Below are 15835 nucleotides of genomic sequence, written 5' to 3'. Positions count from 1 at the left end.
TGTATTTTAAATGCTGCGCTGCGGAAATAAATACAAATCCTGCAGTTTTACCGAATACGTAGTGTTAGGCTTTGTTTCCACACTTTCACAGCTGTTAAGCGGCAAATCAAATGCGTATTCGGTTTTTTCATAACCGTCACACGTAATTTCGATTTTAAAATAAAACGTTTTTATTTCGTTTAATTTTTGCGCTTTTTCCGGTTTTACCCAAAAACTATATGCGCCTTTTGTATGTATGTTGGAGACGACGGGGTTTGTCCATGTATGATCCGCCATAATCGCACTTTTGCCGTTGTGCAGCAGTTTTATAAGTGCACCTTGAATCGGTTCGAAAGTAAGCCCGTTGTATACAAAACCGATAAAAGCAGGAAAATTAAAAACGGGCCCCTTTTCGGTTTGTTCCGCTTCATTTGCCACTTGCTCGTTTTTTGTGTGAAAGGGGCGCGCAGTTGAAGCAACTCTTTTCATGCCGTCAAGGATTAAAGTGTCCATATCGGCGGCTAATTGTATGTTTGCATCTGAAGCCGAATGCGTTAAACCGCGTCCGGAAACAATATATTTAGGCGGAATTTTATTTAGAACATAAGCGGCAGTGTCGAGCCTGCACTGTTTGCAATCGCAGGTAAGCCACGGCGTATTGATTTTTTTTAACTGTTCATACGTGTCGCCGACGCGTAAAAGAACTTGTTCTTCAAAAATATTATGTATGTTCATACTAATGAGTATATATCAAGTTTTTATTATTTGCAATGCTCGCCGGACGCTTTTTGTTATTGACCGCCATTCGCCGTGTACAGTGCAAGCCCGCCTGAAAGCAAAATATCGCGCGAACGTTTGTCTAAGCCGTGCGAAACGCCAAAACTGTACTGTGTGCCGTTTGCTTTTTTGCATAAAACGGTAAAATCGCTTGCGTTTTGCATCACTGTGTTAATGCCGTCCAAAATTAAAGTGTCGCCTTTTTCGAGTGTGTCGTAGTCTTTATTTTGCTTAAAAACGAGCGGTAAAATGCCGTAGTTAATAAGATTTGCACGGTGTATGCGGGCAAAAGATTTTGCCAATACGGCACGTACGCCCAAATACATGGGAGCAAGTGCCGCGTGTTCGCGCGATGAACCTTGCCCGTAGTTTTCGCCGGCGACAATAATACAGCCGTCTTTTCCTTCGCTTTGCACTTGTTTTGCATTGCGGTAAAAATCGGGGTCTATGCGCTCAAGGGTGAATTCAGCTATTGCCGGAATATTTGAGCGCAGCGGAAGCATTTTTGCTCCGGCAGGCAGTATATCGTCGGTAGATATATTGTCGCCGGCTTTGAGTATAAGCGGAAGTTCCAACCGGTTTTGTACGGCGGCAGCGTGCGGGCAGCTTTTTATGTTCGGACCGCGGATAATTTCAACGTGCTGCGCTTCTTCAGCCGAAAGCGGTGCAATAAACATACTGTCGTTTTTTGCCGTTTGCTCTATAATATCACGTACAGCGCTTGCATATAAAAGACTACTGCGGCTTTCGGCAATGCTTTCCGGTTCGGTTATAACGCCGGTTACTGCACTTGCCGCCGCCGTTTCAGGTGATACCAGGTATACTTGTGCGTCTGCCGTTCCGCTTCTGCCTTTAAAGTTGCGGTTAAACGTGCGCAAACTGACTCCGCCTGAGCAGGGGGCAAAACCTTGTCCCAAACAAGGACCGCATGCGCTTTCCAATATGCGAAAACCCGCTTCAATAAGATCGGTTAAAATACCGGTTTTTGCTGCCGTCAATAAAACGTTGCGGCTTCCCGGCGCTATACCCGCTTCAACTCCCTCTGCTATGTGTTTACCTTTTACAATGGCAGCCGCTTGCGCCAAATCGTCGAGCGAAGAATTTGTACACGAACCGATAACCACTTGCTGTACCGGTTTTCCTGCAAGGGAAGCGACGCTTTGCACCGCATCGGGTGAGTGGGGACATGCGGCAAGAGAAGTCAATTCATCCAAGCGTATGTCTATAATTTTATCGTATACGGCATCCTCGTCGGCTGCAAGCGGCTGCCATACATCTACTCTGCCCATAAGCTCAAGGTAGCGTTTTGTTGCTTCGTCGGAGGGAAATATGCTGCACGTAGCGCCTAATTCCGCACCCATGTTTGTAACGGTTGCCCTTTGCGGTACCGTAAGCGAAGCAACGCCTTCTCCGAAATACTCGTATACGGCGCCGACACCGCCTTTTACGCTTTCGCATCGCAGTACTTCAAGGATAATATCTTTTGCGCCGACTCCCGCTCTTAGTTTTCCGCTTAAGCGCACGCCGATTACTTTGGGCATGGCAAGATGAAAAGCGCCTCCTGCCATTGCAACGGCTACGTCCAAACCGCCGGCTCCTATGGCAAGCATACCCAAACCGCCTGCGGTGGGGGTGTGAGAATCGGAGCCGAGCAGGGTTTTGCCGGGAATGCCGAATTTTTCCAAGTGTACTTGGTGGCAAATGCCGTTACCCGCGCGCGAAAACCACAAGCCGTATTTTGCCGCCGCGCTTTGCAAATAGCGGTGATCGTCCATATTTTTAAAATCGGTTTGCAGCGTGTTGTGGTCTATGTAGGAAACGGAAAGTTCTGTTTTAACGCGCGGAATACCGATTGTTTCAAATTGCAAATAAGTCATAGTGCCGGTTGCATCTTGCGTAAGTGTTTGGTCTATACGCAGGGCAATGTGGGACAAAGGCGGTATAGGTTTGCCTTTTACAAAGTTTGTGTCGGAACATGCTTTTTGTACAATATGATTTTGTATGATTTTTTCGGTTAACGTAAGTGCCATAGTTTCTCCGTAGTTTTTCTGCTGTGTGTGCTGTTTGGTATTGTATCTTTTTTGATATCAAACGTCTACGGATTTTTGAGTTTTTAAACGATCTGCAACCATATTCATTGTTTTACGTACCGCTTCGGGATTGCGGTTTAAAAGTTCGTTAAAACGGTGTGTGCCGATTTTAAGCAATTGCACATCGGTAACGGCACGTGCGCTTGCATCGCGTTTTTCGTTAAGCAGCGAATTCAATTGACCGAAAAAACTGCCTTGTTCAAGATAGCTTATATTGTTTTTACGCACGAGTTCAACCGAACCTTGTGCAAGGTAGTATACGTCGGTACCTTCATCGCCTTCACAAAAAATCAAAGCGCCGGCACGGTATTCTTCAAAAGCGGGGCGCTCTTCGTTTTCCGTTTTATTATGTTTTGCGGAATAAGACGGCTTTTGCTGCGGTAAAAAACGGTCGGCACGTATGAACAGCATACGGCGGATGTTTTGCATAAGTGAAGTTTCGTTTCGTGCAGGTAAAAGGTACAGTTCCGCAAGCAGCAAGGAATCGAAAAATTGCAAAACATATACATATTGGGCAAAAAACAAAAACAGCGAAAAAAATACGGAAACTTCCAAAAGCATTATCATAAGATTGCCTAAAAAACCGTAAATTAAATTGTATTGTGCCGTGTTCATAAATAAAGAAAATGCATATACGACTGCAGCAAAAAGCAGCGAACACAAAAAAGCGGCGGCAAAACACAGCTTAAATTCGGGTTTGGTGCCCGAAGCAAAACGGAATGAGGTAGCGCTGAACAGGCACAGCAAAAAGTACGGTACTGTGTTAAACAATAGCGGTAAAAGGGCGGTAAATCCCTCATTAAAAAACGGAAAAAACAAAGGCAGATTTGCCGTGCCGCCGAGACGGACAGTGTAAAAAAAAGATTTGAATGCGCTTAAAACAAAGGTAAAGGCTGCCGTTACCATAACCAGTATAACTTCACCTGCGATGCTGAGCAGTTGGGCGACTAGGGGGCGCGCTTTGGAAGAGCCGTGGAATATTGAACGCACAGATTGCATAACCGTTCCGAAAAACCGCAACGCTAAAAAAAATACTGTAATACCGGTAACGATTTCGAACAAAACGGGCTTTCCCGAAGTTAAAAAATGGTTTTCAAAATAAGCAAGGTTTTCCGTGTCTATCCATTTTTCCGCATTGTGCAGTAAGCGGTACAGCATTTCAGGCGATGTGTGCAAAATCCGTATTAAAACGGCGGTTACCATGATGACGGTCGGAATGAGCGAGTATAAAAAACCGAACGCACACGAAAGTGCGTACAAATGTAAATTGTTTTGAAAGTATAGCGTAAAAGTGAAAAAAAACGATTGCAGCACCGTTAAAAACGAACGTTTTTTAGGTTTCATACGTTCAGTATAGCCCCAAAACGACAGTTGTCAAGAAGTACTGCTGTTCTTGACTTTTATGCGAGATTTCTCTATTATTAGGATAGAATTTTATAGACACAGGAGTGCCCTTTATGATTAAAGTAGGAATCAATGGGTTTGGTCGTATCGGACGGATGGTGTTCCGTGCGGCTGTTGAAAATTTCGCAAATGATATTCAGATTGTAGGTATTAACGACCTTCTCGATCCGGATTATCTTGCGTATATGCTTAAATATGATTCCGTGCATGGTCATTTTTCCGGCAGCGTAAAGCTTGACGGTAACAATATGATTGTCAACGGAAACAAAATTCGCCTTACTGCGGAAAAAGATCCGGCAAACTTAAAATGGAACGAAGTGGATGCCCAAGTTGTTGTGGAATCTACCGGTTTTTTCCTTACCGATGAACTTGCCCGCGCACACATCAGCGCCGGTGCAAAAAAAGTAATTATGTCGGCTCCGTCAAAAGATTCCACTCCGATGTTTGTATACGGTGTAAACCACAAAACTTACAGCGGTCAGGATATTATTTCCAATGCATCCTGCACTACCAACTGTTTGGCTCCTCTTGCAAAAGTATTGCATGATTCTTTCGGCATTAAACGCGGTCTTATGACTACAGTGCACGCCGCTACCGCAACGCAAAAAACTGTCGACGGTCCTTCCAAAAAAGACTGGAGAGGCGGACGCGGTATTCTTGAAAACATTATTCCTTCTTCAACCGGTGCTGCAAAAGCGGTAGGAAAAGTTCTTCCCGACTTAAACGGTAAATTAACCGGTATGTCTATGCGCGTGCCGACTTCCGATGTTTCGGTTGTAGACTTGACGGTTGAATTGAACAAAGATGCTTCCTACGACGATATTTGCAAAGCGATGAAAGCGGCCTCCGAGGGCGAATTAAAAGGTGTACTCGGTTATACCGAAGATGCCGTTGTTTCTACCGATTTCCGCGGAGAAGCACGTACGTCCGTTTTTGATGCAAAAGCCGGTATTGCTCTTGATCCTACTTTTGTAAAAGTAGTGTCATGGTACGACAATGAATGGGGCTATTCGAACAAAGTGTGCGAAATGGTCCGCGTTGTTGCAAAATAAACAAAAGGTACTTTAAGGAAGGAGTGTCTAAAACGTTCGGTTTTTAGGCACTCTTTTTGTTTATATGGAATATCTTTTTTTTGTTGAAATTATAAAAACGTTTATTATTGCCGTTGTTGAAGGCATAACCGAATGGCTGCCGGTAAGTAGTTCGGGACATATGCTTTTGGTGGATGCTTTTTTACCGCTTAAATCGAGCGCTGAATTTAAATCGCTGTTTTTTATCGTTATACAGCTTGCCGCCGTGTGTGCCGTTATAGTACTGTTTTGGAACGACATGTTTCCGTTCCGCTTCGGCGAGAAAAATATCAAGCAAAAAACCGTCGTACAAAAAGATATTTTTGCTTTGTGGTTTAAAACGATTATCGCCTGTATACCCGGCGCGACGGCGGTCTTTTTCTTCGGCGATTATATTGAAGCACATTTGCAAACGCCTGTCGTTATTTCATGTGCGCTTATCTTTTACGGCATTTTGTTTATCGTTGTGGAACGGATAAACGAAAAACGTTCTGCCCGAATCGAACAGCTTTCGGCAATCGATTATAAAACAGCTTTTATCATAGGGCTTTTTCAAGTGCTGTCGATAATTCCAGGAACGTCCCGTTCGGGCGCGACGATTATCGGCGCATTGCTTATAGGCGTGTCGCGAACTGCTGCTGCCGGCTTTACGTTTTTTTTGGCAGTTCCCGTTATGCTCGGTTCAAGTTTGTTAAAACTCTTAAAATACGGCGGCTCTCTTAGCGCAAATGAAGCGTTCCTTTTGCTGACAGGCTGCACCGTTTCTTTTGCCGTTTCGCTTGCTGCGGTAAAGTTTTTAATGAACTACATTAAAAAACACGATTTTAAAGTGTTCGGCTGGTATCGTATTGCACTCGGTTTTACCGTTTTACTCGCGCTTAAAATTATGTAAAGAAAGGTGCGGCACAATGAATTACGAGCTGCCGTTTAGCGGCAGAATCTAGGAAAAATCGTCAAAAGCGAGTTTTTCCTAGATGTACTAAGATGTACTATATATTAAACTTTATCTTTTTACCGCTGTCTTTGTAAAAGTCGCTTCGAAGCTGTTTTACTTGCTCGTCGGCAAGGTAATCGTCAAAGCTCATCATACGGTCGATGATGCCGCCGGGTGTAATTTCGACTATGCGGTTTGCAATCGAACTGATAAACTCGTGGTCGTGGCTGTTAAACAGCACAACGCCGCTAAAGGCGGTCAGCGCTTCGTTTAAGCTGGTAATCGCTTCCAAGTCCAAATGGTTAGTCGGCTCGTCCAAAATAAGTACGTTTGCACCGGAAAGCATAAGCTTTGCCAGCATACAGCGTACTTTTTCGCCTCCGGATAATACGCGTACCGATTTTAACGATTCATCTCCGCTAAATAACATGCGTCCTAAAAAGCCGCGCACATATGCATCGTCTTGCTCGGGAGAGTATTGGCGCAGCCAATCGGTGATATTCAAATCATTATCGAAGTATGCGGAATTATCTATGGAAAGATAAGCATACGTACAAGTTTGCCCCCAATATACGTCGCCCGAATCGGCTTTTATAGTGTCCGTCACAATGTCAAACAATGCCGACTTTGCTTTGTGCTCCAAACCGACAAAGGCTATTTTATCGGTTTTATTTACAATGAGGCTAAAGTCTTTAAGCAGGGTAATGCCTTCGTTTGTGTAGTTTATTTTTTCTGCACGTAAAACATTGTTGCCGATGTCGCGCGAAGGTTTAAAGTTAACATAGGGGAATTTTCGGCTGGTAACTTGCAATTCTTCGAGCGCAAGTTTATCGTAGATTTTTTTGCGGCTGGTCGCTTGTTTGCTTTTTGCCGCGTTTGATGCAAAGCGCAGGATAAATTCGCGCAAATCTTTCATTTTTTCTTCGCGTTTTTTTGCTTGATCCTTTGCTTGGCGCTGCATGATTTGACTCATTTGATACCAAAAATCGTAGTTACCCGTAAACTGACTGATTTTTCCGTAATCGATGTCGCAAATGTATGTGCATACTGCATTCAAAAAGTGACGGTCGTGACTGACGACGATAACCGTGTTCGGAAAATCGATCAAAAATTCTTCGAGCCAGTTTATCGACTCCAGATCCAAACCGTTGGTCGGTTCGTCCAAAAGCAAAATATCCGGCTCGCCGAACAAAGCTTGTGCAAGCAATACGCGCACTTTTTGGCTTTCGTCCAGCTCGCTCATCATGCGGTTATGATATTCTTCATCAACTCCCAAACCTGACAACATTTGTTCAATTTGATTTTCAGCTTCCCATCCGCCCATTTCCGCAAATTCGCTTTCGAGTTCGCTGGCACGGATACCGTCTTCTTCCGTAAAGTCCGGTTTTTCGTATATAGCTTCGCGCGCTTTTGCGCATTCGTATAGTTTTGGGTATCCGGTCATTACCGTATCTTTTACCGAGTATTCGTCAAAAGCAAAGTGGTCTTGTTTTAACACTGCCATGCGCTCTCCGGTTCCGATACTGATAGTGCCCGAATCGTGTTCGAGTTCACCCGAAAGAATTTTAAGAAACGTGGATTTTCCCGCTCCGTTTGCGCCGATTATACCGTAGCAATTACCCGGCGTAAATTTAAGATTGACATCTTTAAAAAGAGATCTGTCTGCAAATTTTAAACTGACATCGCTTACTGTTAACATAAATTACTCTTAACTCTTATTTTTATTTTTTTCCGAAAAATCGTTTTATTGCTGCAAATAAACCTTTGCGTTGTTGAGTTGGTGCTTGTGCGGAATTAGAATGTTTTTGCTGAACGTAAAAGCGCTCTTCCCGGCGTTTTTTTTGTTTTCCTTTTTTTGCCGATCCGCTTTGTGTTTGTGTGTTTGATGATGAACCGTATTTTTCGCGGTACAGTTTCATGCGCTCTTCAAATGATAAGCGTTCCATGCCGGAAAACGATTGCGTTTTTCCCGATTTTCCGCCGGTATAAGACTTTGCAAAGGTTTTGCCGGATTCTCCGGTTTTTGTGCTGCCGTACACTCCGCTGTGTGCGCTGCCGCGGATGTCTCGGCTATCGTACGTACCGGTGCCGCTTTTATACTTTTTCTTTTTACCCGTGTATCGTTCATTTTCACCGTTTGAAGCATTTGAAGCACGATCCGTTTTATCTTTGCGTTTGCGTGAACCAACAAAAGAAGAGCGCGGACGGTTGTCGCGTTTTGAAAAAGAGGAGGGCTTGTCGTCCCGGTATACTGCAGTACGTATGTACATGCCCTCGCTTTTATCTTGCGAAAACATATCTTCGAATGCTACTGAAGAGGGGACTGAAAATCCCAAATACCGCTCGATTACCGGTAAATTGTATACGTCTTGTTCGGAGCAAAAAGTGTAGGCTTTTCCCGTTTTTCCCGCACGCGCAGTGCGTCCTATGCGGTGCACGTAGTTTTCCGCTTCATTAGGTACGTCAAAATTAACTACCATAGCAAGGTCGTTTACGTCTATACCGCGTGCGGCAACATCCGTGGCAACCAAGCAAGTAAGGGAACCGATTTTAAAAGATTCAAGTACTTGCAAGCGCTTGGACTGCGGTAAATCGCCGATAATAAATTCGGCTTGGATATCGTTTATGCGAAGCCTTTTTGCAACGATTTCGCAGCTGCGTTTGGTATTGCAAAAAATTAATACGCTTTCCGGTTTTTCCGTGCGCAGTATGCCCAACAGTAATTTGATTTTATCGTTGCTCGAAACGTGCAGCAAAGATTGGTCAATTTCGTCTACGGTAATATTGTCCGCTTCAATCGTTATTTCCTGCGCGTTGTCCGTGTATTCCCATGCAAGATTTTTTACATAGGTGTTTAAAGTTGCGCTAAACAGCATGGTTTGCCGAGCTTCAGTTTTCGGCAATACCTTTATAAGCGTGCGTAAATCCGGATAAAACCCCATATCAAACATACGGTCGGCTTCATCAACAACTAAAAAGCCTACAGTGCTTAAATCCATAATCCCGGATTTTTGCAAATCGATAACGCGTCCGGGCGTTCCTATGCAAATATCCACGCCTTTTTTGAGCACGCTTGTTTGCCGTGCATAACCGACACCGCCGTAAAAACTTGCCGCTTTTAAATCGGTTCCCGATATCAGTTTATGCGCTTCTTCTTCAACTTGTACCGCCAATTCCCGTGTAGGTACCATAACAAGTGCTTTTTTTGCTTTGCCTTTTTCGCAGTTCAGCATTTGCTGAATAATTGTAATTAAGTACGCAGCCGTTTTACCGGTTCCGGTCTGCGATTGCACGTATAAATCCGCGCCTTCAAAAGCGCCGGTTAAAACCTTTTCCTGCACCGCTGTACAAGTTATATATCCGGCTTTTTCAATTCCTTTCATCAGGTTTTCGTGCAAATGTAATTCGTTAAAATTCATATAGTGCGCTTAGTTTAACATAATTTTACTAAAGGGTAAAGCCATATATTTTATGCATAAATATGAAGATTTTTGCAGTTGACAATCCGGTGGATAGGCGGTACTCTGATACCAAAACCGAATAAAGGAAAATAAGCTTGGTTTTTCTTGAAGTTATTATCCATGCAGGTTTTATTATTTCCGCAGTGATTATGTCAGGAATAGTAAATACTGCTGCGCGAAAATTAAAAAAAATTCCTCTTACTGTTTTACAAGGGCTTTTTTTCGGTATTATTATTGCAATCGATTTGCTTTGTCCTTTTATAGCTCCGTGGGGCACGCACTTTGATGTGCGCGAAGTAATTCTTAATATATCAGGTGTTTTTTATGGACCGCTTGCAGGCGGTATAGCATCGCTTGCAGCTTTTGCCGTACGCGCATGGAAGGGAACGCCGGGCACTGCTGCAGCTTTAGTAAGCATTGTACTTATTTACGTACTGACTTCCGTATTTTACATAAAGATAATAAAAAAACAGCGCTGGCCTGAACTTAAAACAATCAGTATTTTAAGCATTATTAGTAATTGTATTTCCGTGCTCAGTATAGTAGTAGTCCCTGCGAATCATACGCCGAAAATCCTAATCGTTGTGTTTATCATATTGGTTATCTATCCTTTGGCGACGATAGTTTCAGCTAAAATTTTGCGTTCGTTTAATAAAAAAGACAGTATTTTAACCGAATTAAAACAAAAAGATGAAATACTGCAGCAAAAAAATACGGAGCTTGAAAATGCTATTGCTGAGTTGCGCAATGAAACGACTCTTTTGCAAAGAAGCGAAGAGATGTTTAAAAATATGTTTTTTAACTCTTCCGATGCCATTCTTTTGCTGCAAGACGGGCAAATTGTCAATGCAAATGATAAAAGCGCTAAAGTGCTCCACTATGCCGACCGCTTGGAGCTGATAGGAAAGTTTTTACACGATATTGTTGCCGATGATAAAAAATGGTATGCGTCCCTTCAAGCGATGATGGACAACGTGTTGACCAAGGATGCGCTTGAAGAACGGGAATCGATTTTTTTAGATAGCAACGATATTGAAATAGCGGTGCAAGTTTCTATGAGCATGATATTTATAGACAGGATGGAACATATTTATCTGTCGTTTAAAGATATCCGCGATTGGAAAATCCGTGAAAGAAAATACATCAGCGATTCGGAATTGGATACCCTTACCGGTTTGTATAACCGCAGTTATTTAAAAACGTTTTTGCAGGATATAAATAAAGATGATTATTTGCCAATCGGCATTATCGTAGCTGATGTAAACGGTTTAAAAGTGGTTAATGATTTTTTCGGTCACAGCAAGGGCGACGATTTATTGGCGGAAACCGCAAAGATATTAAAAAACAGCTGCCGTACTGACGATTTAATTGCCCGTACCGGGGGAGACGAATTTATTTATGTACTGCCGAATTCTTCAGCGGAGTTTTTGGCTGAGTTTATAAAAAGAATATATGCACAGTTTCAGCGTAAAAAATTCGATTGGGGTGCGATTTCAGTATCCATGGGCTATGCTTTAAAATATACGGTTGGCGAAGATATTAACGAAATTATAAAAAAAGCCGACGAAAACATGTATGAAGAAAAATCTGCCAGAAGCTTAAAAATGCGTTCAGATTTTTTAAAATATATTTACACTCAATTGCTCAAAAAAAACGAATACAAACGCATGTATCAAAAAACGCTCGATAGATTATGCGCTCTTATGGCAAAGCGTTTGTTTTTTTCAGACACTGAAAGAGAGCAGCTTGAATTGACGGCAAAATATTACGATATTTCCCGTTTTTTTGAAAGAGAAAGCGATTACGAAAATCAATCTTATGCTGCCGAAACTTCTTACAATCTTTTAAAAGCGGTATCTTTAACCAATGATATTGCCGAATATGTTTTGTACAGTAAAGAAAAATGGGACGGCAGCGGAAAATACGGATTAAAAGAAAAGAAAATACCGGTTATTTCGCAAATAGTTATGCTTGTAGAAGATTATTGTTCAGCTTTTTCACTTGCGGTAAAAGAGGGTACAAGCGATCACGGCAAAATATCAGCACATATTTTAAAAGATATGGAAAGTAAATCCGGCACGTTTTATAATCCCGATTTGTTTACCGTATTTAAAAGTGTTATTGTATCGGTTTTTGCTCATCAAAAGCGCACGGCGTAATTTCTGCAAGTATTTTTTTTACCTCGGCGGCTAAATAAAACGAACCGGCTGCAAGCAACACTTTGTTGTGTGCAGCCGCATGGTGCAACGCGTATTCGACGGCGTTTTTGTAATCTTTGTTACCATACAATTTTTGCTTATCAAAACAAGCGTTAAAATCGGTTAAGGTTTTTGCATAATCGGATTGTTTTACGCTTCCGGGAACGGTAACCGTTACGTGCTCAAATGCGCACGGCGAATTTTTAATAATATGCGCTATGGACTCGCTGTCTTTGTCTGCGGCACACGCAAAAAGCAAATGTGAGCCGCACCCGAAGCGCTCGTAAAAGGTTTGCAGCGTCCGCCGTGCGCTGTTCGGCGTGTGAAAACCGTCTATAACGACGGTAATAGTCTTATTTTGTATACAAACTTGTATAACTTCGAAGCGTGCGGGTAATACGGCAGCGGCAAGACCTTGCTCTATAACGGTTTCGCTTACGTCAGGCAGTGCGATTTTTACGGTTAAAGCTGCTAAGGCTGCATTTTCGGCTTGTACATGGCCGCACATGTGCAACTGTGTGCTGATCGGTCGCTCAAAGGGAGCTGTTTTTTCGAATTCAATGAGCACGCTGCCGTTGTCTTTATAGCCGATTGATTTTATAAAATCTTCAATGCACAGTAACGGAGCATGCATTTGTTTTGCTTTTTTTTCAAATACTGTGCGCACTTCGGGCTTTTGCCTCGCGCAGCACACCGGAACATTTTCTTTTATAATACCGGCTTTTTCTTCGGCTATTGCTTGTTCGGTTGTTCCCAAATATTTTGTGTGTTCAAGTTCTATAGGCGTTAGCGCGCAAATCTGCGGTACAATTACATTGGTGGCATCAAGGCGGCCTCCCATGCCCGTTTCAAAAACAGCCCAATCCATACCGATGTTTTTAAAGCATACAAAAGCAAAAAGAGTAATCAATTCAAACCATGTAGGATCGTTCATTTGCTTGGGTTTGCCGGCGATATACTGCTGTGCTTGTGTTATAAAGCTTTGGGCGTTGTTTAGGTACTCGCTGTCGCTAAAAAAACTGTCCGGGCGTTTTATGCGCTCGCGTATGTCGCAAACGTGCGGTGAAGCGTACAAACCTGTCCGGTAGCCGGCTTTTTGCAAAATACATGCGGTAAAAGCGCACACCGATCCTTTTCCTTTAGAGCCTGCAACGTGTACTGATTTGTATGCCGTATGCGGCTGAGCAAAGCGTTCGCAAAAAAAACGCATGGTTTCCAAAGCGAACATATTTTTTTGCGGTTTTTTTTCAAAGTTATTGTATTTTTCGAGCCATTGTTCAAGTTCGTACAAGGGAGCGTGCGACATAAAAGCAATTATAGCACAAAGTAACACTGCGCGTACAGCAGCACCGAAAAGTCGTCTTAAAAGCTTTTGAAAGCCGGAGAGCCGGCGTTGACACAGCCATATCTTTACTATACAGTATTTTTATGACAAAAGACGGTGCAGCGCTGCTTCAAGGTGATTTAAGCAAAGTACACATACATTTTACCGGCATAAAAGGAACCGGCATGGCGGCTTTAACCGAAATTTGCAGCTACCGAGGAGCACGCATAACCGGAAGCGATACGGCAGAACGTTTTTATACGGATGAAGTATTGGAACGCTTGCACATACAGCCGACTTTGTTTTCCGAAAAAAACATAACGCAGGATATAGATTTGCTGGTGTATTCATCCGCATATAAACCGGATGAAAATCCCGAATTGATTGCCGCCCGTAAAGTGGGTATTCCTTTGTTATTATACACCGAAGCGCTCGGTGCTTTATCTGCATGCTCGTATGCCTGCGGTATTGCAGGCGTTCACGGTAAAACAACGACTACCGGTATTACAGGCACTATAATAAAAGAATTGAATTTACCCGCACAAGTGCTTGCAGGAAGCATTATTTCAGCTTTTGGAAGCTGTACTTTAAATCTGGGGACGCGTTTTTTTGTTGCAGAAACCTGCGAATATCAGCGCCATTTTATGTCTTTTTGCCCGCAAACGATTGTTTTAACCAGCGTCGAAAGCGACCATCAAGATTATTATCCTACATACGAAAGCATATTGGATGCCTTTGTCGATTACTGCTGCCTTTTACCTAAGGGCGGCAAGCTTATTTATTGTGCCGACGACAAGGGTGCGGTACAAACCGTGCAAGCCGTACAAAAAAAGCGAAGCGACATTGTGTTTATTCCGTACGGAATAAAGGCTGTAGGCGATTACCGTGTTGTGTTTACCGGCATACGCGAAGGTAAACAATATTTTAAGCTGGACGGCTTTACAGGGGATTTTTACGTGCGTATTCCCGGCCGTCATGTAGTGCTTGACAGTGCGGCAGCTTGTGCTCTTGCCGTATCGCTGTACCGCCAAATGCACGGCGAATGCACAAACGACTTTTTGTATGCGTATATACAAAAAGCGCTTGCGTCTTTTGCAGGTTCAAAGCGCCGAAGCGAAATTATCGGAAAAATAAAAACTGCGGAAAATACCGATGTGCTGATTATGGACGATTATGCGCATCATCCGACGGCATTAAAAACAACGCTTGCCGGATTGCGTGAATTTTACCCGGATCGTTATATTATTGCTGATTTTATGTCACATACCTATACCCGTACTGCCGCACTTTTTGACGATTTTGCTTTTTCGTTTTCCGATGCGGATGAAGTTATTTTACACAAAATTTACGCTTCGGCGCGTGAACACTACGAGGGCGGCATAAACGGAAAAAGTTTGTATAAAGCCGTTTGTAAACATCATCCGAATGTGCACTATTTTGAAGAAATAGACGATGCCGTTCCCTATGTACAAAAGCGTATTCGGCACATAAACAAAGATGTTTTGTTGGTAACCCTCGGTGCGGGAGACAATTGGAGATTGAGCTCAAAAATTTTTGCTTTAAATGCGGCGGACAAAGAAAACAAATCGGAAAAAACAGATAAAGCGGATATAGCCGATACAAAGGAGAGGTTGCAGTGAACAGCATGACCGGCTATGCAAGCGCCGAATCGGGCGATGCAGATATCCGTGTTTTTGCCGAAATAAAATCGGTTAATTCACGATTTTTAGACTTGAATATCAATATGCCCGTTTTTTTAAACTCGCTGGAACAAAACATAAGGAAAAAATGCGAACAAAAAATAATGCGCGGTAAAGTTGATGTGTTTATACGCTTAAAGGAAGCTTCTTCGGATATAAAAGTTGAAGCGGACTTGGCAATTGCCGCTTCTTACGCACAAGCTTTAAGGCAAATTGCCCGTTCGCTTAATTTACCCGACAGCAGCGTTTCTTTGGATTTACTGGCGCGCCAAGACGGTGTGTTAACGGTGCAAAAAGATTGCCGGATCGACGCTTATTGGGCGGCTTTGGAGCCGGTATTCGACTGTGCGCTTAATAAACTATGTGAAGAGCGTGCGCGTGAAGGGGAACATCTTAAACGGGATATGGAAAAACAGCTTGCGCATATTGAAGCGTGCCTTGCCGTATTCCGAAAATCGGTGCCCCTGATGGAAAAAACTTTTAAAGATACTATCGTAAAGCGTTTTAATGAAGTGCTCGGCGATGCAGTCGATGAGCAGCGAGTTATGAGTGAAACGGCAGCTCTTTTGGTAAAGTACACGATAAACGAAGAAATTGTTCGATCCGAAAGCCACATACAAGCGCTTAAAAAAGAACTGAACGGCTGCGCCAACAGCCGGGATTGTATCGGCGCAGACTGTGCCGGGGGCGAAAGTAGAGCCGGCGGCAAGGAAGTTGGAAATACCGGCGGCAATAAAGCCAGCGGGCGCAAAATCGATTTTCTTTGTCAGGAATTAAACCGCGAAATAAATACAATAGGTTCAAAAAATCAGCTTGTAGAAATAGGTGCTGCGGTAATCGAAGCTAAAAACGCATTGGAAAACTTGCGCGAGCAGTGCCGAAACGTGGAATAAGGAAT

11 protein-coding genes are annotated in these 15835 nt (G+C 43.1%); 5 read left to right on the top strand and 6 right to left on the bottom strand.

All coding sequences use genetic code 11. The annotated features are described in order from the left end of the window. Positions 1 to 6: 6 nt before the first annotated feature. The 3 genes from HMPREF9193_RS05415 to HMPREF9193_RS05405 are packed head-to-tail and all read right to left on the bottom strand — an operon-like array spanning position 7 to position 4190. The gene (locus HMPREF9193_RS05415) at positions 7 to 714 is read right to left on the bottom strand and encodes a late competence development ComFB family protein (RefSeq protein ID WP_021687077.1); all 708 of its coding nucleotides are present in this window, start codon (positions 712 to 714) and stop codon (positions 7 to 9) included. Positions 715 to 770: 56 nt separating this feature from the next. After that, positions 771 to 2786, bottom strand: coding sequence for an aconitate hydratase (locus HMPREF9193_RS05410; RefSeq protein WP_021687076.1), 2016 nt, complete (start codon positions 2784 to 2786; stop codon positions 771 to 773). Positions 2787 to 2843: 57 nt separating this feature from the next. Further along, positions 2844 to 4190 carry a YhjD/YihY/BrkB family envelope integrity protein gene (locus HMPREF9193_RS05405; RefSeq protein ID WP_021687075.1) on the bottom strand — a complete coding sequence of 449 codons (1347 nt, stop codon included), beginning with the start codon at positions 4188 to 4190 and terminating at the stop codon, positions 2844 to 2846. A gap of 113 nt (positions 4191 to 4303) precedes the next feature. Here HMPREF9193_RS05405 and gap point away from each other — a divergent pair, with 113 nt between their 5' ends. Next, the gene (gene gap, locus HMPREF9193_RS05400) at positions 4304 to 5302 is read left to right on the top strand and encodes a type I glyceraldehyde-3-phosphate dehydrogenase (protein ID WP_021687074.1); all 999 of its coding nucleotides are present in this window, start codon (positions 4304 to 4306) and stop codon (positions 5300 to 5302) included. Positions 5303 to 5366: 64 nt separating this feature from the next. Next, positions 5367 to 6212: an undecaprenyl-diphosphate phosphatase gene (locus tag HMPREF9193_RS05395; protein ID WP_021687073.1), complete on the top strand. Its 846-nt coding sequence runs from the start codon at positions 5367 to 5369 to the stop codon at positions 6210 to 6212. Between the two features lie 97 nt (positions 6213 to 6309). Here the strand turns inward: HMPREF9193_RS05395 and HMPREF9193_RS05390 are convergent, their stop codons facing one another. Beyond that, positions 6310 to 7953 (bottom strand): ABC-F family ATP-binding cassette domain-containing protein, encoded by a 1644-nt coding sequence (locus HMPREF9193_RS05390; protein ID WP_021687072.1) that lies wholly within the window; start codon positions 7951 to 7953, stop codon positions 6310 to 6312. Positions 7954 to 7975: 22 nt separating this feature from the next. Further along, positions 7976 to 9673: a DEAD/DEAH box helicase gene (locus tag HMPREF9193_RS05385; RefSeq protein ID WP_021687071.1), complete on the bottom strand. Its 1698-nt coding sequence runs from the start codon at positions 9671 to 9673 to the stop codon at positions 7976 to 7978. Between the two features lie 137 nt (positions 9674 to 9810). Here HMPREF9193_RS05385 and HMPREF9193_RS05380 point away from each other — a divergent pair, with 137 nt between their 5' ends. Next, positions 9811 to 11874 (top strand): diguanylate cyclase domain-containing protein, encoded by a 2064-nt coding sequence (locus tag HMPREF9193_RS05380; RefSeq protein WP_021687070.1) that lies wholly within the window; start codon positions 9811 to 9813, stop codon positions 11872 to 11874. Here HMPREF9193_RS05380 and HMPREF9193_RS05375 read toward each other — a convergent pair. Continuing rightward, positions 11834 to 13219, bottom strand: coding sequence for a bifunctional folylpolyglutamate synthase/dihydrofolate synthase (locus tag HMPREF9193_RS05375; protein ID WP_021687069.1), 1386 nt, complete (start codon positions 13217 to 13219; stop codon positions 11834 to 11836). The two genes, HMPREF9193_RS05380 and HMPREF9193_RS05375, sit on opposite strands and share 41 nt — an antisense overlap. Before the next feature lie 122 nt (positions 13220 to 13341). Here HMPREF9193_RS05375 and murC point away from each other — a divergent pair, with 122 nt between their 5' ends. Together murC and HMPREF9193_RS05365 are read left to right on the top strand one after the other, a co-directional pair. Continuing rightward, a complete protein-coding gene (gene murC / locus HMPREF9193_RS05370; protein WP_021687067.1) occupies positions 13342 to 14877 on the top strand; it encodes a UDP-N-acetylmuramate--L-alanine ligase in 1536 nt (511 codons plus the stop codon). A 5-nt stretch (positions 14878 to 14882) separates the two neighbouring features. After that, positions 14883 to 15830, top strand: a complete 948-nt coding sequence (locus HMPREF9193_RS05365) for a YicC family protein (RefSeq protein WP_021687066.1) — start codon at positions 14883 to 14885, stop codon at positions 15828 to 15830. The last annotated feature ends 5 nt before the right edge of the window (positions 15831 to 15835 follow it).

It is taken from the genome of Treponema lecithinolyticum ATCC 700332 (assembly GCA_000468055.1).
In the GTDB taxonomy this organism is placed as follows: domain Bacteria; phylum Spirochaetota; class Spirochaetia; order Treponematales; family Treponemataceae; genus Treponema_C; species Treponema_C lecithinolyticum.
Note: the sequence above shows the minus strand (reverse complement) of the source record. Positions and strands in the feature narration are given on the sequence as shown.